The sequence below is a fragment of the Specibacter sp. NPDC057265 genome, from assembly GCF_042668835.1.
Lineage (GTDB): Bacteria > Actinomycetota > Actinomycetes > Actinomycetales > Micrococcaceae > Specibacter.
This window is the reverse complement of record NZ_JBHUYE010000004.1, coordinates 42,898-63,531: the sequence shown is the minus strand read 5'-3', so window position 1 is coordinate 63,531 and position 20,634 is coordinate 42,898. Positions and strand designations below refer to the sequence as shown.

Sequence of the window (20,634 nt, the reverse complement as noted above, 5' to 3'; positions counted from 1 at the left end):
CGTCACACCCGCCATCGGCGGCCTAAATGTGCATGGTGGCTGGTGCCGCTACGCAGTTGCTCCACGGGAAATTGCCGCATCGAAGTGTTCCAAGGCAAGCTGGGCCAACAGCGTGGAGGGCAGCAGGGGTGGTGCGACCAGATCCGCACCGGCAGCTGACAATTGTTGGTGGAAGAATCCCGGCGCCAGTAAATAGGACGCAATGGCCACGCCGGCTGCGCCCTCATCCCGCAGTTGCTTTACGGCCTCCGGCACCAGCGGATGTGCGCTCGCGCCGTAGGCGGCGAGGATGCGCTGGGGCCGGAGCACGGCCAAGTGTGCGGCAAGCACTTCAATGTGTTCGGCCGCCTCCGGCCGGGAGGAACCGGCAGCAGCCAAGACAATGCCCCAATCGGCCGGCAGCTCCCCCAGACGGTCGTCAAGGAGCTTGGCCAGCCGCGGATCCGGACCCAGCGGCGCGGCGGCCAAGGTGCTGGGGCGGGACGCCACGGCGTCGGCAATGTCCACCTGCACGTGGAAACCCACCGTCAGCAGCAGCGGCACCACCACGGCCCGGACCCCCGGTGCCACGCCCGCCACAACGTCCGGCAGCGCGGGCTCCTGCACGTCCACATACGCCTCCAGCACTTCCAACCCCGGGCGCAAGGCGGCAATGTCAGCCCGCAACTGCGTGATGCGGGCTTGGCCCTCGGTATTTCCCGTGCCGTGGGCACAGGCAATCATGAGCGTTGGAGATTCCATGGACCAACCTTTCCGCAGTGTTGTTGCAAGTCAATGTACGGTACCGCGCCGCGGGCCCACGAAGCTGTGCACCACCCGCTTCTTATTTAAGCGCGTTCCGGGCCGGGCCCGTGCTGGGCACGGGCATCCCGGCCGGGCCCGTTTTCCGCTTTAGCCGCGCAGCACCGAGAATATGGCCATGACCTTTGATGTAGCCATGTTCCTTGACCTTCTGGGTGTCTTCTTCTTTGCCGTGTCCGGAAGCCTCCTGGCGGCCCGCCGGGGCTTTGACATTGTGGGCTCGGTGCTCCTGGCCTGCATGGTGGGTTTGGGCGGCGGGGTGGTGCGGGACATTGTCATCAACCAGGGCCCGCCCGCGGCGTTCTCCAATCAGCTCTATCTCATCCCGCCGCTGCTTGCCGCAACGCTGGTCTACTTCACGCTTAAAAACGTCCAGCGCAGCGGACGCCTGCTGGATTTGTTCGACGCCGGCGGCTTGGCCCTGTTTTGCGTCACCGGCACGGTGAAGGCGCTGGAGGCGGGCATGAACCCGGTGGCTGCCTGCCTGCTGGGTGTCACCACCGCAGTGGGCGGCGGGATTCTGCGCGACATCACCGCCAATGACGTGCCCAAGGTGTTTGACCCGAAGGATCTGTACGCCATTCCGGCCTTTGCCGGTGGGGCGCTGGCGGCAATCCTGTGGCAGCTGGGGTGGCTTGGCCTCGGCACCGGAACCGTCGCCGCCACGGTGGTTTTTGCTTTGCGCGTGCTCAGCCTTCGCTTCGGCTGGCATGCCCCGCTGGCCACCCGTGGCGGGGAGCCGCAGCCGCTTGGACGCGGCTAGAATTGGACGCAAGTGTTTTAGTGCAGCTTGCCAAATGGTGGAGAATTAAATGTCTGACATGTTTTTGGAAAAATTCCGCGGCTTGGTGCCTCTGTACCTTGAGGAGCCGTGGCAGGAAGCTGACGGAATTGCCCTTTCGGACCTGGATGCCATCTTTGCCGAGCTGCGCCTCACGGTGCCATTGGCGCTGCGCGAATTCCTGCATGCCTTGGGCAATTGTGAAGAGCTCATGGAGGCCTACTACTACTTTTGGGACCCGGAGGAGCTGGAAGTTGAAGACGGCTACCTGTTGTTCCTGGAGGACGAGGACGAGGCCTACACCTGGGGCATGTTGGCGGACCAGGCCGACGTTCCGGACCCCATTGTGTGGCGCCGGAACAATGCCACGGGTGAATGGGTCAATGAAGAAGGCACCTTCAGCGAGTTTGTCTTTGACATGCTCGATTGGGTCTTTACCGACGAGGACTAATCCTGCGGCAAAGCTCTGGGATTTCCCCGGCACGGGATGTACGGTGGCGGTATGGACGCACAGGAGCCTTCAAACGTTTTAAATCCGTCCCCGGCCGACGTGGTCAGCCTGGTGGAGCAGCTGGCGGAGGGCATGTGGCCCCGCTCGGACGCCGACCGCAAGACTTGGTTTGCCCGCCTGGGCTTTGTGTCAGGTGCCAGCTGGGACGATCCGGCCACCGGGCCCGCAGTGGCCCACTATGCCCTGCGCACACCGCTGGCCAGCGGGGAAATATCCTCGTCCTGGACCTCCCACGGCGGCCGCTTTTTGGGCGTCAACTTACAGCTGTACTCCTCCATGGACATTGACAACCCCTCCACCCGGGAAGGGTTCGACGCGATCCGGGAGGGCTTGGCGGCTCGCTACGGCGACGGCGCCAACCCGTGGCGGGACCCGGTGGTGCAGGCCAGCACCTGGCACGTCAACGGCCGCCGGATAGTGATCCGCTTCTTCAATCTCCAGCACAGTGGTGTCATGGTCAGTGTCGAGGACGCCGGCCTGGCCACAGCTTCAGAAGCCGAGGCCCGACGCCGGCATGCCGCCGGGCAGTGGAACACCGACAGTCCCGCTACACTTCGCGGCTGACCACTGCTTCGGCAAAACTGGCCAAGGCGGTTTTCACCATGCCCTCGGGCAACGGGGCCAGCGCGGCAATGGCGGCATCGGACCAGTGACGTGCCACGGCCCAGGATTCTGCCGTCACAGCATGCTCACGCAGTGCCTTGACCGCGGCGGCGAGCTCGTCGTCGCCGCTAAGGTCACCGTCCACCAGCGTCAAGGCGGAGACGGCGGAGGCATCGCCGGCGGCCGCAGCCTTGCGCAGCAGCAGCACAGGCAGGGTGGGCACGCCTTCACGCAGATCCGTCCCCGGTGACTTCCCCGAAACCTGCTTCAACCCGGTGACGTCAATGACGTCGTCGGCCAGCTGGAAGGCGACACCCACCTTTTCGCCGTATTCCAACAAAATGTTCTGGCCCTCTTCGGAGACGCCGCCAAAAATGGCGCCCAACTGTCCCGATGCCGCCACCAGGGACCCTGTCTTGTCTGCAATGACTGACAGGTAGTGCTCAATGGGGTCCTCGTCCCCGCGCGGGCCGACTGTTTCATGCAGTTGACCCAGGCACAGGCGTTCAAAGGTGCGGGCCTGGATTTCCAGGGCCCGGCCGCCCAGCTGCGAGACCAAAATGGAGGCGCGGGCAAAGAGCAGGTCGCCGGTGAGGATGGCCACGGTGTTGCCCCACACCTCATGGGCGGTGGGGGCGCCGCGGCGGAACGGCGCGGAGTCCATGACGTCGTCGTGGTACAGGGTGGCCAGGTGTGTCAGTTCCACCACCACGGCGGCCTGCACCACTTCATCGCAGTGCGGGTTTCCCAGGTTGGCGGCCAGCAGCGCCAAGAGCGGGCGGATCCGCTTGCCACCGGCTTCCACCAGGTGACGGCTGGTGGCATCGGCCAGAGGATCGGAGTGGGCAATGGCCTCACGGAGCACTTTTTCCACTTTGGCCAGACTCATGGAGATGGAGGGCCCCAGTTCGGGATCCTCCGCCACGGCAGTGAATCCGGGCGGCAGCTGCAACCCCGTGGCAATGGACATGGTGCTGGGTGCGGGATCAACGGGTTCGGGGCGTCCTTGCCCTGCGTGGGTCCAGCTGTGGTTCGCGGAAGTAGTCACTGCTTAACACTAACTATTGGTAGGGATTGTTGCTTGGGGGTGCCGGCGCGGTCTTGGTTGCTGGTGGCTGGCACCAGCTTCTCCAGTAGATGAATCACTCTATCCTCAAAACCACGCTCGCCCGGGTCGGTGAGGTTCGCCATGAGCCGCACCACAAAGCGCATCAGCACCGGCACCGGCATGCCCGTGCGAAGCGCCAGTTTCATAATGCGCGGGTTGCCAATCAGGGAGGCAAAAACCCGCCCCAGGGTGAAGTGGCTGCCCCATTGTTCACGCACGAAGCCGGAATAGCCGGCCAATGCGTGGTTGGCCGCCAGACGCGAGTTGGTCCCTGCAGCCCGGACAATGAACTCGGCGGCGAAGCGGGCCGATTCCATAGCGTAGGAAATGCCTTCACCGTTGAACGGGCTCACCATGCCCCCGGAATCCCCCAGCAGCATGAGCCCGGGGGAATAGTGCGGAGTCCGGTTGAAGCCCATGGGCAGCGCCGCACCCCGGATGGGGCCCACCTGGTTCTCCGGGTTGAAACCCCATTCCGCCGGCATGCCGGCAGTCCAGTCCCGCAAAACCTGACGGTAGTCGAGCTTGCCGAACTCCTTGGAGGAATTCAAAATGCCCAGGCCCACATTGGCCGTGCCGTCACCGACCCCAAACACCCAGCCGTAGCCGGGCAGCGTTTTCCCACTGGGGGAGGACAGCTCCAGCCATCCCTCCATCCAGTCCTCGGTGTGGCGCGGAGAGGTGAAATAGGTGCGGTAGGCCACCCCCAAGGGACGGTCGTCACGTTTTTCGTGGCCCAGCGAGAGCGCGGTGCGGCTGGAGTTGCCGTCGGCGGCCAGCACCACGTCGGCGTAAAAATCCTGGGTCTCGCCGGTCTTGCGGCCCGTTTCATCCAGCAGCGACGCCGTGGCGCCCACCACAGTGCCGGCGTCGTCGGTGATGGCGCCGGTGACCGAACGGCCTTCCAAAATGGTGGCTCCAGCGGCGCGGGCATGCATGGCGAGGGATTCGTCAAAGCCCAGGCGCGTGCGGATCAGGCCATAGTTCGGGAAGTTGTCCAGCTCCGGCCAAGGCAGTTCAACGGTGCGGCCGCCGGCAATCAGGCGCAGGCCCTTGTTCCGGCGCCACCCCTCGGCGGGGTCGTGCGGCAGGCCCAGCAGCTGCATCTCGCGCACGGCCCGCGGTGTCAGTCCGTCACCGCAGACCTTTTCACGCGGGAAGCGTGTCTTTTCCAGAACTGTCACGTCGATCCCGGCGTTGGCCAAATGCCAGGCCGCGGTGGACCCTGCGGGGCCGGCACCTACAACAAGTACCTTCACGGTGGGTGGGGTTCCTTTAGTTGGCTAAGAATGGTCAGGCAGGCATGAAAGCTGCCAAAAGGGTGCGGTCCCGCTAGCTTGCGGCGGCTTTGGTGGCGCGGTGGACTGCCACAATCCCGCCAGTCAAATTCCGGTAGGCCACCGTCTCCCACCCGGATTCGCTGAGCCAGGCGGACAGCTGCTCTTGGTTGGGCCAGGCGCGGATTGATTCCGCCAGGTACACGTAGGCTGCCGGGTTCGAGGCCACCTTGGTTGCAATGGAGGGCAGGGCGCGCATGAGGTACTCGGTGTAGACGGTTCGGAACAGCGTCAACGTGGGGTGGGAAAATTCCGCCACCACCAGCTTGCCGCCGGGCTTGGTCACACGCAGCATTTCACGCAGGGCCTTTTTGGGGTCAATGACATTGCGCAGGCCAAAGGAAATGGTGGTGGCGTCAAAGGAATCATCGGCAAAGGGCAGGTTGGTGGCGTCACCGGCCACAAAATCAATGTCGGGGCGGCGGCGCTTGCCCACTTTCAGCATGCCCACGGAGAAGTCGCAGGCCACCACATCAACACCGGCGTCCGCGTACGGCTCGCTGGAGGTGCCGGTGCCGGCGGCCAGGTCCAGCACGCGTTGGCCCGGCACGGCTCCCACGGCATCGACCACGATCCGACGCCAGCGGCGCGTCTGCCCCAGGGACAAAATGTCGTTGACGATGTCGTATTTGGGTGCCACGTCGTCAAACATGGCTGCCACTTCTTCCGGACGCTTCTCCAAGGATGCACGGTTCACCCCTTTAGTGTCTCAAACTTTGTGCCAGTTCGTGCATTGATGGGGGACAGTTGTGGGCCATCACACCGCCCATTCACCAAACATTGTGCTGCAGGGGCGTAATCTGGACTCATCATGACTGCTTCCCTGGGCACCCATCCGCTGCGCACCCTCACCCACGCCGTGGATCCGGCCACCCTCAGTGGGCTTGGGATCACGGGAGCCGCCAGCCTCCTGAACTCCGGCCCCTCCGGCGGCCCCCTGTGCTGGCTGCGCCGCGGAGAGGGCCTGCTGGGCTTCGGTGAGATCAGCTCCTTCGCCAGCCAGGGGCCCGGCCGCTTCGCCGACGCCGAGCACTGGTGGAAGACGCTTTTAAACGACGCCCAGGTCAATGACGCGGTGCGCATGCCCGGCACCGGGCCACTGGCCTTTGGCTCCTTTGCGTTTTCCAAGCGCAGCACACACCCTTCCGAGCTTATTGTCCCGGCCCTGGTGGTGGGTTTTGCAGCAGGCGGGGTGTGGATCACCCAACTGACACTTGACGGGACCGCCCCCACCGCCCAATCGGCCCTGGCCCTGCTGCGGGAACTCGCCGCTTCAGCCGCTGCGCGCTCCACCCCGGCGGCTCCTTCAGGGGGCACGGTGCGTTCCGGCGCGCTCACCGAGGAGCAGTGGAAGGACACGGTGTCCGCCGGTGTGGCGGCCATTGCCCGCGGCGGTCTGGAAAAAGTGGTTTTGGCCCGCGACGTGGTGGCAAGTTTTGCCGACCCCGTCCAGCGCGTTTCAATTCTGCAACGATTGCTGGACCTTTATGGTGAATGCTGGACCTACGGGGTGCGTGGGCTGGTGGGTGCCACGCCGGAGATGCTGATCAAGGTTGAAGGCACGACGGCGGCGGCGCGGGTCCTGGCCGGAACCCTGGACCGTGAGGATGAACCGGCCGGATCCACCGGCTATGCCGACGCTGTTTTGGGCGGTTCCATCAAACAACGGCAGGAGCATGACTTTGCCGTCCGCTCCCTCACCCGGCAGCTGGCACCGTTTGCCACCGACCTTTCCTTTCCCAGCGAACCGTTTATTTTGGAACTGCCCAATGTGTGGCATTTGGCCTCCGACGTCACCGCCCAGCTGGCCAGCACCAACGGGCACCTGCCTACGTCCTTGGCGCTCGTTGAAGCCCTGCACCCCACCGCCGCCGTGTGCGGAACACCCCGTGGGGGTGCCGGCGAGCTGATCATCGAGCTGGAGAAAATGGACCGTGGACCGTATGCCGGACCTGTGGGCTGGCTGGACGGCACCGGGAACGGCGAGTGGGGCCTGGCCCTGCGGGGAGCCGTGCTGGAGGACGCACACCATGTGCGTTTATATGCCGGCGCCGGTATTGTGGAGGCTTCCGATCCGGCCGCCGAGTTGGCTGAGACGTGGGCCAAATTCCGTCCCATGCTGCAGGCGTTGAACCTGCCGCACCACCCCTAGCCGCAGCTTTCACCATGGAAAGTGCTGCCGGCGTGGGCAGCTGCGCCGAAATTGGCCGCCTGAGCGATCCGATAAGTTGTTCAGTAGTGAATGACGGTTTACCGTGATGCAAATCACAGCGGGTTACACTAGATTTCAATTAGCAGTGCATCACGAACCAGTGCTCCAAGAAACCAAAGGGACAAACATGCAAATCTCATCCAAGTTGACCGTGCGCATGGCAGCCGTGCTGGCCGTTGCCGCCTTGACGCTCACCGGCTGCAACAACGCCGAGGAAGCACCGACGTCCGGCGACGGCAGCTCCACCTTCGATCCCTCAACGGTGGCCAAGGATGATGCCTTGATCGCCATGCTGCCCGCTGCCCTGAAGGACAAGGACACCCTCACGGTGGGTTCCGACACCTCCTATGAGCCGGCCGAGTTCCTCGCAGCCGACGGCCAGACACCCATTGGCTACGACGTGGACCTGGCCAAGGCCATTGGCGCCGTGCTGGGCAAGGAAGTCAAAGTGCAGACCTCCGAGTTCGCCACCATCCTGCCCAGCCTGGGCTCCAAGTACGACTTGGGGATGTCCTCCTTCACCATCAACCCCGAGCGCTCCGAGGCTGTCAACTTTGTCAGCTACTTCAATGCCGGCATCCTGTGGGCCGTGCAGAAGGGCAACCCCAACAACATCAGCCTGGATGACATTTGCGGCAAGAAGGTGGGCGTGCAGACCGGAACGGTCCAGGAGGACCCGGATTTGAAGGACCGCTCGGCAGCATGCGTGGCCGAAGGAAAGCCGGCCATTGACGTTGTGTCGCTGAAGAACCAGACGGATGTCACCACCCGTCTGGTCAACGGCAGCATTGATGCCATGGCAGCCGACTCCCCCATCATCAAGAATGCGCTGAGCAAGACCGGTGACTCACTGGAAACCTTGGGTGAGGTGTACGACTCAGCCGAGCAGGGCATCGCCATTGCCAAGAGCGACACTGAATTTGCCGCAGTCATTGAAAAGGTCCTGAACAAGCTCATTGACGACGGCGTGTACAACGACATCCTCAAGTCCTGGAACAACGAAGAGGGCGCCCTGGACAAGGCAGTGCTCAACCCGACGGCAGGCTAGGTCCTTGTCACGTTCAACCTCACGCACCAATGCTGCCGGCCGGCGGAACGGGGTGGAGCTGATTGACGCAGTTCCCGTCCGGCACCCCGGCCGCTGGGTTGGCGCCGCAGTCATTGCGCTTTTTGTGGCCCTGGCCGCACAAAGCATTGTCACCAATGAGAACTTCCGCTGGGACACGGTGGGCAAGTACCTCTTTGATGTCCTGATCCTGCAGAGCATTGCTTGGACCCTGCTGTTGACAGTCAGTTCCATGGTCATAGCCATTGTGCTGGCCATCCTTTTGGCGTTCATGCGGCAGTCCGAGAACCCGCTGTTCCGTTACGTCTCCTGGTTCTGGGTCTGGTTTTTCCGCGGCACCCCGGTGTACACCCAGCTGGTTTTTTGGGGTCTGGTGGCGGTGCTGTATCCCAAGATTGTTTTGGGGGTCCCGTTTGGCCCCGAGTGGTTCTCCGTGGACACGGACACCGTCATCACCGCCTTGGTGGCAGCCATCATTGGTTTGGGGCTGAATGAGTCCGCCTACCTGGCGGAAATTTTCCGTGCCGGGCTGAAGTCGGTGGACGGCGGGCAGATGGAGGCGGCCGAGGCCCTGGGCATGCGCCGCTCCAAGGTCATGTGGCGCATTGTCCTTCCGCAGGCCATGCGCGTCATTGTTCCCCCCACCGGCAATGAAACCATTGGCATGCTCAAGACCACGTCCTTGGTCCTGGCCATTCCCTTCACGCTGGATCTGACCTTCGTCACCAACACCATTGCCAACCGCACCTACCTGCCCATTCCGCTGCTCATTGTGGCCGCTTTCTGGTACCTGGTGGTGACCTCGCTGTTGATGGTGGGCCAGCACTTCATTGAAAAGCACTATGGCAAGGGCGTGGACAACGTCATCCCGGCCCCCGTCAAGGCAACCGCAGTGGTTGCCGCGGCGCACGCCCAAGCGGTGGATCCCGCCACCGGCTCCACGAAAGGCGGCAAGTGATGACCGAGACAAGCCAGGCTTCAGCCGGCACGTCCAGCACCGGCCAGAACATGGTGGACATCAAGGACGTCCATAAGTTCTTTGGCGACCACCACGTGCTCCGCGGCATTGACATGACAGTCAAGCCCGGAGAGGTGTCAGTCATCATTGGGCCGTCGGGCTCCGGCAAGTCCACCCTGCTGCGCTGCATCAACCTGCTGGAGACCATCAGCGCCGGGCGCATCTATGTCCATGATGCGCTCATTGGCTTCAAGGAGGTCAATGGCAGGCTCCACGATCTCAACACCAAGGCCATCGCCAACCAGCGCCGCGAGATCGGCATGGTGTTCCAGCGTTTCAACTTGTTCCCCCACAAGACGGCGCTGCAGAACATCATTGAGGCCCCCACCCAGGTCAAACGCCAGTCCAAGGCTGCCGCCAAGGCCAAGGCGCTTGAACTGCTGGAACTGGTGGGACTGAGCGACCGCGCGGACTTTTACCCCTCCCAGCTTTCCGGCGGCCAGCAGCAGCGCGTGGCCATTGCGCGCGCCCTGGCCATGGAGCCGGAGTTGATGCTTTTCGATGAGCCCACCTCCGCACTGGACCCCGAGCTGGTGGGCGACGTTCTGGAAGTCATGAAGAACCTCGCCAAGTCGGGCATGACCATGATTGTGGTGACCCATGAAATTGGCTTTGCCCGCGAAGTCGGTGACACCTTGACGTTCATGGATGAGGGCGTGGTGGTGGAAAGCGGCAACCCGCGCGCCATCATTGCCAACCCGCAGCATCCGCGCACGCAGGAGTTCCTGAGCCGCGTGCTGTAAACCGGCAGCCGCCAAACCCCAACGGGGCCGGGCCCGCCACCTTCACCCAGCAATGGTTGACAGTGGCAGGCCCGGCCCCGTTTTTTAAGGCGTGGCCCCGTTCAAGGCGTGGTGATGGCCGCCGCAATCCGGGCATGCAGTCCACGCAGTTCCAGACGGCTTGCGGCCACCTCCACCATGCTGTGCCCGCGCACCGGCGCAGCAAGCGCGGCGGTGAGTTCCGCGGCGGTGCGGACCAGGGTGTGGGACCAGCCGTAGGCCGCGGCCAGGGCTGCGAGGTCCACCGTGTGCGGGGTGCCAAAAAAACGTTCCACCGTGGCCGCGTAATGGGGCACGGCGGCCAGGGTTCCATGTTCCAGGACGGAGAATATTCCGCCGCCGTGGTCATTGAGGACAATCACCTGGATGGCGGGCTGCTGCTCGCCGGGACCGACGTTGAGGGCACCGGAATCGTGCAGGAGTGTCACATCGCCCAGCAGCACGCGCGTGGGCCGGTCCGTGGCCAAAGCAATGCCCGACGCCGTTGCCACGGTTCCGTCAATGCCGGCGAGTCCGCGGTTGGCGTGGACCGTGACGTTGTTCTCCCTGGTGGGCCGGGCGGCCAGATCAGCGTCGCGGACGGGGTTGGAGGAGCCCAGCATGAGGTTGCTGCCGTGGTCCAGCTGCGCCCGCGTCCACACCGCGCGCGCCGTCTGCGGCCCGGAGAGCTGCGCTGTTTTCCGGGTCGGGTCGGCCGCTTCCTGCGTCAACACCGCCTCAAGGGCCTCCTCGGCCTTCGCCGCCGCCTGTTGCCAGGCCTGAAGCCAACCGTCGGGGCCGCGCCCGGCAAAGCCCAGCAACTGATCCCACTGGGTCAGCACCAGCTCGGTGCGCCGGCCCGGTTCAAACCACGGGACGGGTTCGGGCTGGAACAGGGCGCGTTCCACATCGGTGCGGGCCAACAACGCCGTGACCTGGCGGGAGAGGGTGGGCCGCCCAAAAAGCACGACACGCTCAATGGGCTGGTCGGCCTGGGGGCCAAACCGTGCCAGCAGCAAGCGGTAGGGGCCAATGGCGTTGGGCCCAAAGCGGGCATTGGAGGAAGGCTCGGCCAGGAGCGGCAAACCCAGCATGCGGGCAAAAAACTCAGCCTCCGGGCCCGCCCCATGGCCGGCCAGCACCACTGTCCGGTGGCTGGTGCGGGGCAGTGGCATGGCAGCTGCGGGAAGGTCCGGCGCGATCGCCGCAGTGGTGGCGGCAATGGCCGCGGCGGTGCCGTCCGGCATGGTGCCCTCCGGCGCGGTGCCGGCGTCGTCCATGTCCTGGCCGCCTGCATCCGGCCCCCCGGGAGCGTCAGGGGCCGCAACCACGGGCAGCAGCCGTTCCCACTCGGAGCCGTCCAGTGCCGGGGTCAGGGGATCGCGGAAGGCCAGGTTGACCTGTACGGGTCCGGCCGGGATGCCCTCAAGCCTGCCGCGGGCCGCGCTCAGGGCGGTGGCAATGGCGCTGGTGGGGTCAATGCCTGCGGCCACATCGGTGGCGAAACGGACGTGGTCGCCGAAGAGGTCCAACTGCACGGTGGTCTGGTTGGCCCCCGTGCCGCGCATTTCCTCGGGCCTGTCCGCGGAGAGCACCAGCAGTGGGATCCCGGCGTGGTTGGCCTCCATCACGGCCGGCATCAGGTTTCCCACGGCAGTGCCGGAGGTGGTGAGCACGGCGGTGGGACGGCCGGAGCCCATGGCCATTCCCAGGGCCGTAAAGCCTGCAACCCGCTCATCAATGCGCACATGGGCGCGCAGCCTGCCATCTGCTTCAGCCTCGGCCAGGGCATAGACCAGCGGGGCGCTGCGTGAGCCGGGGGCCACCACCACGTGGCGCACCCCAGCCCGTTCAAGGGCATCGACAACGTACCGGGCGGCGTCCATGGAGCTAAATAAAGTCACGTTCCAACTCTAACCATCTTGCCTGCGCACCGCCGCGGCCGCCGGTGCCTACAGCAGCCCGTGGCAGCGGCTGATGCGTTCAATCCACCAGTCACGGCGCTGCGCCGGGGCCGCGAACTGCGTCAGCAGTTCCGGATCCGCCACCACGTCACGCACCGCCATGGACCCGTCAACGGCCACCAGGGAAGGCCTCGCCACATCGGCCGCCATGAGGGACACCGTGCCGAGCCCGCAGGCGTAGGGCAGCTCCGGCAGGGCGGCTGCGAGCGCCAGGCCGGCGCGGATTCCCACGGAGGAATCCAGGGCCGAACTGACCACTGCCGGCAGCCCGGCCTGTGCCACAATCTCCAGTGCCCGGCGCACACCGCCCAAAGGAGCGGCCTTGATCACCAGCAGGTCCGCCGCGCCGGCCCGGGCCACAGCCAGCGGGTCGGTGGCCTTGCGCACGCTTTCGTCGGCGGCAATCAGCACAGCCCCGTCGAGCGCCCCCCGCACCGCGGCCATGTCCGGCACGCTGGCCACGGGCTGCTCGGCGTATTCCAGCCCAAAGGCCGCCAGCATGCGCAGCGCCTGCACGGCCTGGGGCACGCTCCAGCCGCCGTTGGCGTCCACCCGCAGCTTCGCATCCGGCAGCAAATGCCGCACGGCGCCCACGCGGGCCACGTCCTGCGCCAGGGTCTGTCCCGCCTCGGCCACCTTGATCTTGACCGTATGCAGGCCATCGTAGGCAGCCAGGACGTTCGGCACCTGCTCCGCGGCAACGGCAGGAACCGTGGCATTGACGGGAACGGTTGAACGCAGCGGATCGGGGTGGCCCAGCCAGCCTGCCTCCACCGCCGAGGCCAGCCAACGCGAGGACTCCTCGTCGTCGTACTCCACAAAAGGGGAGAACTCGGCCCAGCCGGCGGGCCCGTCAAAGACCACCACTTCCCGGCTTTGCACACCCCGGAACTTCACGCGCATGGGGAGGCTGACAACGTGGGCGGTGGCCAGGATTTGCTCAAGCGGCGGGGTCCACAACATGATCCCACTGTAGCCCGTGGGAATCAGCGTGCTCCCATGATTCTGTGGGAACCTAGAATCGATGAATACCCACGCGACCCACCGCACAGGCCCCCACGGCCGCCCGGTCACGCGCATTGCCGCGTGGCCGTTTCTTGGCGCGGCCCTCATCTCCCTGGCCGGACTTTTGCTCAGCTACCGTTTCTTCATTGGGACCACCACGGGCCAGTACATTGATGAATCGGCCCTGGTGGAGGCTGGCGCGGCGCGGCAACGGATTGGCACGCAAACCTCCCAGCTGCTGGATCTGCTGCCGGTGACTTCGGCCGTCCTTGCCACGCTGGTGGTCTTGTTTGTCACCCTGGCCCGGCGCAGGTGGAAGGCCGCCGGGATTGCCTTGGCCGCCATGGCCGCTGCAAACCTTTCCACCCAGCTGATCAAGGCCGGGCTGCCGGACCGCCCCAGCCTGGGCGTGAACACCCTGGCCTTGAATTCGCTGCCGTCCGGCCACAGCACCATGGCTGCCAGTGCGGCGGCTGCCGTGTTCCTGGTGGTCTCACCGCGCTGGCGGCCGGCAGCTGCCGTGGTGGGGGGCAGCTACGCCATCCTGGCGGGGATTTCCACCCTCATCAACCAATGGCACCGCCCCTCGGACGTCCTGGCCGCCTTTTTTATTGTGACTTTTTGGACCGCCGTGGCCGGTCTGTACATTGTGCGTACCGGGACGCAGTGGAATGTCTGGCTGGGCTCGGCCGCGCATTGGGCCTCCGGACGGTGGTGGAGCATTGCGGCCGCGGTGCTGGCGTTGGTTTCCACGGTGGCCGGGGCATTGGTGCTCTACGCAGCCATGTCCCCGGGGGCCGCAAGCAGCACCAGCTATCTGCTCGTTGGCATGGGTCTCATTGTTGCTGCCGGGTACCTGCTGGCGTTGGGCGGCATCATCTTGTTGACCTGCTCCGTTCGACGCCGGAAGTCGCGTTAGGCGCCTGTGCCCTCAGCGGGTCAACGGCGGGTTGCGGGGCACCGACAACCCCAGCACGGCGGCGGCGGCCAGACCCAACACGCCCGCTGCAGCGATCCCGAAGGACAAGGTCACAGCTGCTGTCAGGAACGCCAAAATGGCCGGGCCGCCGGAGCCGCCGGCCGCTGACATGAAACGCCAAATGCCCAAAAACTGGGCCCTGCCGTGGCGGGGGGAATAGTCCGCGCCCAATGTCATGATCAATCCGGAGCTCAGCCCATTGCCAAAGCCCAGCAGCAGGGCCACCACTAGGAGCGTGGCGGCGCTATGGCTCAGCGGCATCAACAACAGGCCCAGACCCATGAGCACCATGGCGGGGATGGCCACCCAGGTGCGGCCCTTGAGGTCCATGATTTTTCCGGCAGGATAGAAAATCAGCATGTCCACGGCCCCCGACAGGCCATAAATCAAAGAGGTGGTGGCAGGACTCAGGCCCAGGCTTTCAGCCCACAACGGCACCACCACCTGCCGGGAGGAACGCACCGCGCTGACCAACAGCACCCCCACGCCCACACTCAACAACACCCTGCGGTGGGTGGTAATGAGCGCGGCAATGGTGGGTTGCGGGCCGGCAGGCTCCGCCCCGGAGCCGGTGGCCAAATCCGGCAGTTGCCAGGCCACCGCCCCCGCCGCCGTCACCGCCACAGCTGCCACCCAGTAGGCGCCGGGCAGGCCCGCCAGGTGAATAATGAGTGCGCCCACGAACGGCCCAATGAAGATCCCGATGCGTGCCACGCCGCCCAGCGTGGACATGGCCCGGGCCCGCATGATGGGCGGCACGGCCTCCGTCAAATAGCTTTGGCGGGCTAAATTGAACACCGCCGCAGCGGCCCCCACCAGAAACACCCCCAGGGCAAGGACCCACAACTCTGGCGCAAAGACGCAGACCAGCATGGCGGTGAGGCTGAGGACCGCGGCGCCGAGCATGCTGCGCCGCTCGCCAAACCTTGCCGTGGCCAGCGAGGCTGGAATGTTGCTGACCAGCGAACCAATGCCCAGCAGCGCCACAATCAAGGACGCCTCCGCAATGGAGGATCCCATGGCGCGTGCCGTCAGCGGGATGATGGGCAAAATGGCGCCCTCGCCAATGCCAAACAACAATGACGGACCAAACGCCGGAACGGCAATGGAGCGCAGGCTGAAATCTTCCGGGTTGCCGTTCCTAGTCACTGTCCCCACCTTAGCCGCAGCGGGCTTCGCCGTGGGAGGGGCCGGTTCGCCCGGAACGGCAGGCTGCGCTGTTGGCTTAGCCCTGTGACTGCCCCGACGCTGGTCTATACAGTGGATTCCATGACGCTTTCCGATGCCGCCACGCCAGCCACCGCCGATTCAGCAGCCACCACCGGTTCCATCCCCGCCGCGGCCCCGCCCGTGGCCAAAAAGGTCCCTGTGGAGCGCACGCACCATGGCCACACCTTTGTGGACCATTACGAGTGGCTGCGCGAGAAGGAAAACCCGGAGGTGGTGGCCCACCTCAAGGCCGAACAGGCCTACACCGACGCCGTCACTGCGAATCAGGAACAGCTGCGCGAGGACATTTTCAACGAGATCAAGAACCGCACCCAGGAAACGGATTTGTCAGTGCCCAGCCGCAAGGACGGCTGGTGGTACTACTCCCGCTCCGTGGAGGGCCAGGCCTACGGCATCCAGTGCCGCGTGCGGGCTGACAGCACCGGCACCCTGGCGGACTGGACTCCCCCGCTGGTGGAGGCCGGCGTTGCCGTCCCCGGCGAGGAGGTCCTGCTGGACGGCAATGTGGAAGCCGAAGGCCAGCCGTTCTTTTCCCTGGGCGGCGCCGCCGTCACCCGCGATGGGAACCTGTACGCCTATGCCGTGGACAATGCCGGCGACGAGCTTTTCAGCATCCGCATCAAGGACCTGCGCACCGGCAAACTCCTCCCGGACGTCATTGAGAACGCCTTTTACGGCCTGGGCTTTTCCCCCGACGGCGGCACCTTGTTTTACATGCTGGCGGACGACTCCTGGCGCCCCCACCAGGTCAAGGCCCACGTCCTGGGCACGCCCGTGGAGGACGATCAGCTCCTGTACCAGGAGGACGATGTGGCCATGTGGACGGGCTTTGACCTTTCCGCCGACCACCGCCATCTAATGATCAGCATAGGCTGCTCCGAATTCAGCGAAACGCGCCTGCTGGATTTTGCCGCGCCGGAGCAGGGCCTGCGCATCTTGATCCCGCGCAGCGCCGAAATCCTGTACGACGCCGAACCCTTCCTCATGGACGGCCGCGAACTGGTCCTGCTCACCCATGACCGGGACGCGGTCAACTCCATGATTTCCCTGGTCGACGCCGCCGAGTTCAACAAGCCCGTGGCCCGGCAGCAGTGGCATACGGTGGTGGCCCATGACGATTCCGTGCGCATCAACGGCGCCACCGTCACGGCCACGCATATGGTGGTGTCCCTGCGCAAGGACACCATTGAACGCATTCAAGTGACCGCGCTGGAAGGATTGGGAACCGCGCACCAGGGCCCCGCCGTCGAGCCCGTCTTTGACGAGGAGCTGTACACGGCCTCCCTGGGCGGCAGTGAATACGAATCCCCCGTGATCCGCCTGATCTACACCTCCGACTTCACACCACCGCGGGTGTATGACTATGTGCTGCCGGTGGCCGGCGCCGAGGGTCGGCTGCTGCTGCGCAAGGAAACCCCCGTGCTGGGCGGCTACCGTTCCGGGGACTACGTGGCCACCCGCGAATGGGCCACCGCCGCCGATGGCACGCTGGTGCCGTTGTCGGTGCTGCACCGGGCTGACCTGCCCCGCGACGGCGCCAACGCGGGCGTGGTGTATGGCTACGGCTCCTACGAAATGTCCATGGACCCGGGATTTTCGGTGGCACGGCTGTCGCTGCTGGACCGCGGCGTGGTGTTTGTGGTGGCTCATGTGCGTGGCGGTGGTGAGATGGGCCGCCACTGGTATGAAGACGGCAAGAAGCTGAACAAGAAAAACACCTTTACGGACTTTGTGGCCGCCACGGACTGGCTGGCACAGTCCGGCTGGGTGGATCCGGCCCGGATTGGCGCCATGGGTGGTTCCGCCGGCGGGCTCCTGATGGGTGCCGTGGCGAACCTGGCCCCGGAAAAGTACGCCGCAGTGGTGGCGCAGGTGCCCTTTGTGGACGCCCTGACCACCATTTTGGACCCTGAGCTGCCGCTTTCCGCCCTGGAATGGGAGGAATGGGGCAACCCCATCACCGATCCTGCCGTGTACCAGTACATGCGCGAATACACCCCGTACGAGAACGTGCGGGCGGTGCCCTACCCCAGGATTGCCGCCGTCACGAGTTTCAATGACACCCGCGTGCTCTATGTTGAACCGGCCAAATGGGTGCAGGAACTGCGCGCCGTTTCCACCGGTTCGGAACCCATGGTGCTGAAAATTGAAATGGACGGCGGCCACGGCGGCGCGTCCGGGCGCTACGAAGGCTGGAAATCCCGCGCTTGGGACTACGCGTTCCTTGCCGACGCGCTGGGCGCCACGCAGCCGCGGTGAGGGCAGCCGCGGGTGCGCTGATGCGGTCCCGTCCTTAGGGACCGCATCAGCGCACCACGGCGTAAATTGCCTCGGAGGTCCACTCCCCCTTGAGGTACATGTTGTTGCGCAGCACACCCTCGCGTTGCATGCCCAGGCGTGTGCACACAGCGGCCTACGCCGTGTTCCGGGCGTCATTTCCAGAAGCCGTTTGGTTGGGTCAGCCACGGCGCGCCCGTTGTCCCATTGCTGGGGCGGGTTTCGCCATGGTTGCCCGCCGAACCGGACGTGCGACTCTCACCGCATCCGGCCCTCCATGCATCATTACCCGGTGTTGTTGAGCTTCAAGGGCTGTTGGTGCCACGGATTCGGGATGTTCTTGCCGCGGTAACGGTAGCGTGTCACCGTGACCGTCGCGGCCCCGGTGAGGCTACGAAGTCGGGCACGGATTCCAAGGAAACGGAACATTCCTCTGCAGATTCATCCTTGGGCAGGGGCTTTACCCTTCATCAACTGAAAGGCTGGAAGAATGAGCCCCATCTACCTGCTGCCCCTTTGTGTCGGCGTTTTCTGGTTGCTGCATGCCTGCTTGCGCCTTCTCGGCCACAAGACGGCAAGGTACACCGCTTGGCTGCTTCTCGCGGGCCTCCCCGTCATGGCAATCGCCTTTTTCCTGTCGTCAATGGCGGCCGAGGAACCTGACCCATCAGTATTATTAGGGGATGGGTTCTTGCCGATGTTGTTTGCTATGGAGTGCCTCTTCCTATGGAGCGTTGCGGGCCTCGCAGAGACTATTCTCTTCCTCATCTCTTCCTCGCGGCGCGATAAATCCACACTCAAAGAAACAGTGGGTCTCGACCGTCCGTGACGTTACCGATGACATCATCAGATCCGGTTCAGCTTCCAAGGAAGAGTCAGTCACCTATTTCAGGTAGCCCACTCCAAGGAACTGGCCGCTCCTCTGGTGGGATTCCCCCCAGTCAGCTTGTCTAGTTCAAATTTGGATCTCCAAATACTCTCAAGGGGGCTGAACGACTGGAGGCTCTTCGCAGAAGTGCAACAACTATATAGAGATGCAGGATCACAGACACCACGTGAAGACTCAATTTTTGTGGCTGCAGAGACTGTGCAATGAAGGAACACTGGAACCCGGAGACTACAGTTTCGCAAGTGACAAGAACATGACCAGAAATTGGGGCTCAGGATGCGGGAGCGGCTCGTACCCGACCCGCATGACCCGTTGTGGGAGGTTATGACCCTCCGGTTTGAGCTCACCGCAACCGGTAAGAAGCTTGTTCCCAAGGAACTGCAATTCCGGCGGCACCCCAAGGAGAACGTCTGCGGACGTAGTTGGAACGGTTTTGGATCATTTGGTGGCGATGAGTTCGACTTCGAAGCCGTCGGAATTCACCAGGTAGGCAACGTAATTTTCAGGACCACCAGCGTGTGGGTACTTCTCTGCAAATAGCGGCCGCCACCCGTGGAGCTCGCTGTCCACCATGAGGGCATCGACCTTTTCTTCACTTCCAGCATGAAATGCCAAGTGATTCAATCCCGGTGCCGTTCGTTGATGCTCTCTGCTGGTCAGTGCTGGTGATTCCTCGGCGACAATATAGGTGCTACCTCGCCGCCAACTCATTCCGTGGTCCCAATTCTGATCCGGCGAGTAACCCAAGCGAGTCAGCATCCAACCCCATTCATCCTTGGCGCGTTCAAGGCTTGGCACCCACAGCTCGACATGGTGCAAGGAACCCTCTAGATTTTCATCCACCTTCCAAGTCTCACACAGCCCTCCGGTAGCGGAACCCTCACCGCGAACATAGCTGGCGAAGCTGCCGTGCTGACCTCAACTGGCTAGGGTCCTTGAGTTTGAAGGATGCTTGGCGGCTCCGTCGAGCAGGGTCATTGCCCGATAGATGGTGTGGTGGATGGGCACCGGGACCCCGTGGTGTAGGGCCAGCCGGACGACGGTGCCGTTCTGGTCCTCCAGTTCGGAGGAGCGTCCTGCGGCCAGATCGCGTTGCATGGAAGCGGTGCTGTCCGGGCCGAAGGCGTCGAATTGTGCCATCATCCGGGCCACGTCCAGTTCGCCCAGGTTCGCCCCGGCATGCCCGGCCAGGTTCGCGACTTCCCGCATGGCATCTTGAACCAGGGCGCGGGTTTTCGGGTTGGTGCGCGTGCGGCCGACCGGTTCACGGCACAGGGCACCGACCCCGCCGTAGGAGGTGATGAGCATGAACTTGCGCCACATGTCGGTGACGATGTCCGCCGAAACGGCGGTGGACACGCCGGCTGCGTCAAGGGCGTTGGCAAGTTGCGTGGCCCGGGGCGTGATTGTTCCGTCGAGTTCGCCCAGGGTGATGGCCGGTTGTCCGCCGACGTGGTGGACGATGCCGGGTTCGTGAAGGTAGGAAATGATCATGGCGACCCCGCCCAGGGCGTGGCCCGGGCCGACGGTCTCGGTAATGCGTTCAGAGGCCGTGACCCCGTTTTGCAGCGGCAGCACCGCGGTGTCCGGCCCAATCAAGGCCTGTGCCGAGCCCATTGCCAAGGAGACCTGCCCGGCCTTGCAGGCCAAGATCACCGCATCGCACACGCCAATGGATTCCGCCGACGAACTGACACCGGCTAAGGGAATCGTGAAGCCGGGGCTCCCGTCCCCGGCGGTGACGGTGATCCCGTGTTCGGCGATTGGCGCGACATGGCGCTCGGTGGCCAGCAGATGCACTTCGGCCCCGCTTTTGGCCAAGGCGGCGGCAAAATATGCGCCGACACCACCGGCACCAATGACTCCAATTTTCACAGTAGTGCTCCTAGTTTCATGGGTTGCGGATGCTCGCAGGCGCGTTGGCCCGCATGCCCTCCAGCCGTACTAAAAGATGCCAGATGCCGCCCTCCAATGGGGACGGCAATATTTACATTCCCCTATCTGACGAGTCGACCACCAATAGCGTAGAAAAGGAAATAACCCGTCATACATACGGAAATCATGTATCGGCCAGCGCCCGTCTGTGGATGCA

The 20,634-nt window shown here is 64.3% G+C and carries 19 protein-coding genes; 10 read left to right on the top strand and 9 right to left on the bottom strand.

What is annotated here, in order from left to right:
- Positions 1-48: 48 nt before the first annotated feature.
- The gene (locus ACFUCV_RS04550) at positions 49-741 is read right to left on the bottom strand and encodes a sirohydrochlorin chelatase (RefSeq protein WP_380812499.1); all 693 of its coding nucleotides are present in this window, start codon (positions 739-741) and stop codon (positions 49-51) included.
- A 172-nt stretch (positions 742-913) separates the two neighbouring features.
- Here ACFUCV_RS04550 and ACFUCV_RS04545 point away from each other — a divergent pair, with 172 nt between their 5' ends.
- Genes ACFUCV_RS04545 through ACFUCV_RS04535 form a run of 3 tightly spaced genes read left to right on the top strand, consistent with a single transcriptional unit; the run spans position 914 to position 2,657 of the window.
- Complete coding sequence (locus ACFUCV_RS04545; protein ID WP_380812497.1) at positions 914-1,564, top strand: trimeric intracellular cation channel family protein; 651 nt, start codon at positions 914-916, stop codon at positions 1,562-1,564.
- A gap of 49 nt (positions 1,565-1,613) precedes the next feature.
- The gene (locus ACFUCV_RS04540; RefSeq protein ID WP_380812495.1) at positions 1,614-2,033 is read left to right on the top strand and encodes a hypothetical protein; all 420 of its coding nucleotides are present in this window, start codon (positions 1,614-1,616) and stop codon (positions 2,031-2,033) included.
- A gap of 51 nt (positions 2,034-2,084) precedes the next feature.
- Positions 2,085-2,657: a hypothetical protein gene (locus ACFUCV_RS04535; RefSeq protein WP_380812493.1), complete on the top strand. Its 573-nt coding sequence runs from the start codon at positions 2,085-2,087 to the stop codon at positions 2,655-2,657.
- On the opposite strand, the gene ACFUCV_RS04530 is transcribed toward ACFUCV_RS04535, so the two are convergent.
- The 3 genes from ACFUCV_RS04530 to ACFUCV_RS04520 form a co-directional block, all read right to left on the bottom strand.
- A complete protein-coding gene (locus tag ACFUCV_RS04530; RefSeq protein WP_380812491.1) occupies positions 2,641-3,744 on the bottom strand; it encodes a polyprenyl synthetase family protein in 1,104 nt (367 codons plus the stop codon). The genes ACFUCV_RS04535 and ACFUCV_RS04530 overlap by 17 nt on opposite strands.
- Entirely contained in the window at positions 3,741-5,063 is a 1,323-nt protein-coding gene (locus ACFUCV_RS04525) for a geranylgeranyl reductase family protein (protein WP_380812489.1), read from the bottom strand. The genes ACFUCV_RS04530 and ACFUCV_RS04525 overlap by 4 nt, the downstream gene beginning before the upstream one ends.
- 73 nt (positions 5,064-5,136) lie before the next feature.
- On the bottom strand, positions 5,137-5,838 hold the full coding sequence (locus tag ACFUCV_RS04520) for a demethylmenaquinone methyltransferase (RefSeq protein WP_380812487.1): 702 nt from the start codon (positions 5,836-5,838) through the stop codon (positions 5,137-5,139).
- Positions 5,839-5,952: 114 nt separating this feature from the next.
- Between ACFUCV_RS04520 and ACFUCV_RS04515 the strand changes: the two genes are divergently transcribed.
- The 4 genes from ACFUCV_RS04515 (at position 5,953) to ACFUCV_RS04500 (ending at position 10,180) form a co-directional block, all read left to right on the top strand.
- On the top strand, positions 5,953-7,293 hold the full coding sequence (locus ACFUCV_RS04515) for an isochorismate synthase MenF (protein WP_380812485.1): 1,341 nt from the start codon (positions 5,953-5,955) through the stop codon (positions 7,291-7,293).
- A gap of 187 nt (positions 7,294-7,480) precedes the next feature.
- Positions 7,481-8,401, top strand: coding sequence for an ABC transporter substrate-binding protein (locus ACFUCV_RS04510; protein WP_380812483.1), 921 nt, complete (start codon positions 7,481-7,483; stop codon positions 8,399-8,401).
- Between the two features lie 4 nt (positions 8,402-8,405).
- Entirely contained in the window at positions 8,406-9,377 is a 972-nt protein-coding gene (locus ACFUCV_RS04505) for an amino acid ABC transporter permease (RefSeq protein ID WP_380812481.1), read from the top strand.
- Between the two features lie 50 nt (positions 9,378-9,427).
- Positions 9,428-10,180 (top strand): amino acid ABC transporter ATP-binding protein, encoded by a 753-nt coding sequence (locus ACFUCV_RS04500; RefSeq protein ID WP_380812789.1) that lies wholly within the window; start codon positions 9,428-9,430, stop codon positions 10,178-10,180.
- A 101-nt stretch (positions 10,181-10,281) separates the two neighbouring features.
- On the opposite strand, the gene menD is transcribed toward ACFUCV_RS04500, so the two are convergent.
- Together menD and ACFUCV_RS04490 are read right to left on the bottom strand one after the other, a co-directional pair.
- Positions 10,282-12,084, bottom strand: a complete 1,803-nt coding sequence (menD, locus tag ACFUCV_RS04495; protein ID WP_380812786.1) for a 2-succinyl-5-enolpyruvyl-6-hydroxy-3-cyclohexene-1-carboxylic-acid synthase — start codon at positions 12,082-12,084, stop codon at positions 10,282-10,284.
- A gap of 66 nt (positions 12,085-12,150) precedes the next feature.
- Positions 12,151-13,125, bottom strand: a complete 975-nt coding sequence (locus ACFUCV_RS04490; RefSeq protein ID WP_380812479.1) for an o-succinylbenzoate synthase — start codon at positions 13,123-13,125, stop codon at positions 12,151-12,153.
- A gap of 61 nt (positions 13,126-13,186) precedes the next feature.
- Between ACFUCV_RS04490 and ACFUCV_RS04485 the strand changes: the two genes are divergently transcribed.
- Positions 13,187-14,086 (top strand): phosphatase PAP2 family protein, encoded by a 900-nt coding sequence (locus ACFUCV_RS04485; RefSeq protein ID WP_380812475.1) that lies wholly within the window; start codon positions 13,187-13,189, stop codon positions 14,084-14,086.
- 12 nt (positions 14,087-14,098) lie between these two features.
- On the opposite strand, the gene ACFUCV_RS04480 is transcribed toward ACFUCV_RS04485, so the two are convergent.
- A complete protein-coding gene (locus tag ACFUCV_RS04480; RefSeq protein WP_380812472.1) occupies positions 14,099-15,295 on the bottom strand; it encodes an MFS transporter in 1,197 nt (398 codons plus the stop codon).
- 120 nt (positions 15,296-15,415) lie between these two features.
- Here ACFUCV_RS04480 and ACFUCV_RS04475 point away from each other — a divergent pair, with 120 nt between their 5' ends.
- Together ACFUCV_RS04475 and ACFUCV_RS04470 are read left to right on the top strand one after the other, a co-directional pair.
- Positions 15,416-17,635 (top strand): S9 family peptidase, encoded by a 2,220-nt coding sequence (locus tag ACFUCV_RS04475; RefSeq protein ID WP_380812783.1) that lies wholly within the window; start codon positions 15,416-15,418, stop codon positions 17,633-17,635.
- 508 nt (positions 17,636-18,143) lie between these two features.
- On the top strand, positions 18,144-18,482 hold the full coding sequence (locus ACFUCV_RS04470; RefSeq protein ID WP_380812470.1) for a hypothetical protein: 339 nt from the start codon (positions 18,144-18,146) through the stop codon (positions 18,480-18,482).
- A gap of 498 nt (positions 18,483-18,980) precedes the next feature.
- On the opposite strand, the gene ACFUCV_RS04465 is transcribed toward ACFUCV_RS04470, so the two are convergent.
- Complete coding sequence (locus tag ACFUCV_RS04465) at positions 18,981-19,385, bottom strand: VOC family protein (protein WP_380812468.1); 405 nt, start codon at positions 19,383-19,385, stop codon at positions 18,981-18,983.
- Between the two features lie 75 nt (positions 19,386-19,460).
- Positions 19,461-20,417 carry a ketopantoate reductase family protein gene (locus tag ACFUCV_RS04460; protein WP_380812466.1) on the bottom strand — a complete coding sequence of 319 codons (957 nt, stop codon included), beginning with the start codon at positions 20,415-20,417 and terminating at the stop codon, positions 19,461-19,463.
- Positions 20,418-20,634: the final 217 nt, after the last annotated feature.

Bases quoted from the DNA above. Each gene is read 5' to 3' on its own strand.
- ACFUCV_RS04515 (WP_380812485.1), top strand. From the start codon at position 5,953: ATGACTGCTTCCCTGGGCACCCATCCGCTGCGCACCCTCACCCACGCC.
- ACFUCV_RS04475 (WP_380812783.1), top strand. From the start codon at position 15,416: ATGACGCTTTCCGATGCCGCCACGCCAGCCACCGCCGATTCAGCAGCC.
- ACFUCV_RS04470 (WP_380812470.1), top strand. From the start codon at position 18,144: ATGAGCCCCATCTACCTGCTGCCCCTTTGTGTCGGCGTTTTCTGGTTG.
- ACFUCV_RS04485 (WP_380812475.1), top strand. From the start codon at position 13,187: ATGAATACCCACGCGACCCACCGCACAGGCCCCCACGGCCGCCCGGTC.
- ACFUCV_RS04540 (WP_380812495.1), top strand. From the start codon at position 1,614: ATGTCTGACATGTTTTTGGAAAAATTCCGCGGCTTGGTGCCTCTGTAC.
- ACFUCV_RS04550 (WP_380812499.1), bottom strand. From the start codon at position 741: ATGGAATCTCCAACGCTCATGATTGCCTGTGCCCACGGCACGGGAAAT.
- ACFUCV_RS04535 (WP_380812493.1), top strand. From the start codon at position 2,085: ATGGACGCACAGGAGCCTTCAAACGTTTTAAATCCGTCCCCGGCCGAC.
- ACFUCV_RS04500 (WP_380812789.1), top strand. From the start codon at position 9,428: ATGGTGGACATCAAGGACGTCCATAAGTTCTTTGGCGACCACCACGTG.
- menD (WP_380812786.1), bottom strand. From the start codon at position 12,084: ATGGACGCCGCCCGGTACGTTGTCGATGCCCTTGAACGGGCTGGGGTG.
- ACFUCV_RS04510 (WP_380812483.1), top strand. From the start codon at position 7,481: ATGCAAATCTCATCCAAGTTGACCGTGCGCATGGCAGCCGTGCTGGCC.
- ACFUCV_RS04490 (WP_380812479.1), bottom strand. From the start codon at position 13,125: ATGTTGTGGACCCCGCCGCTTGAGCAAATCCTGGCCACCGCCCACGTT.
- ACFUCV_RS04545 (WP_380812497.1), top strand. From the start codon at position 914: ATGGCCATGACCTTTGATGTAGCCATGTTCCTTGACCTTCTGGGTGTC.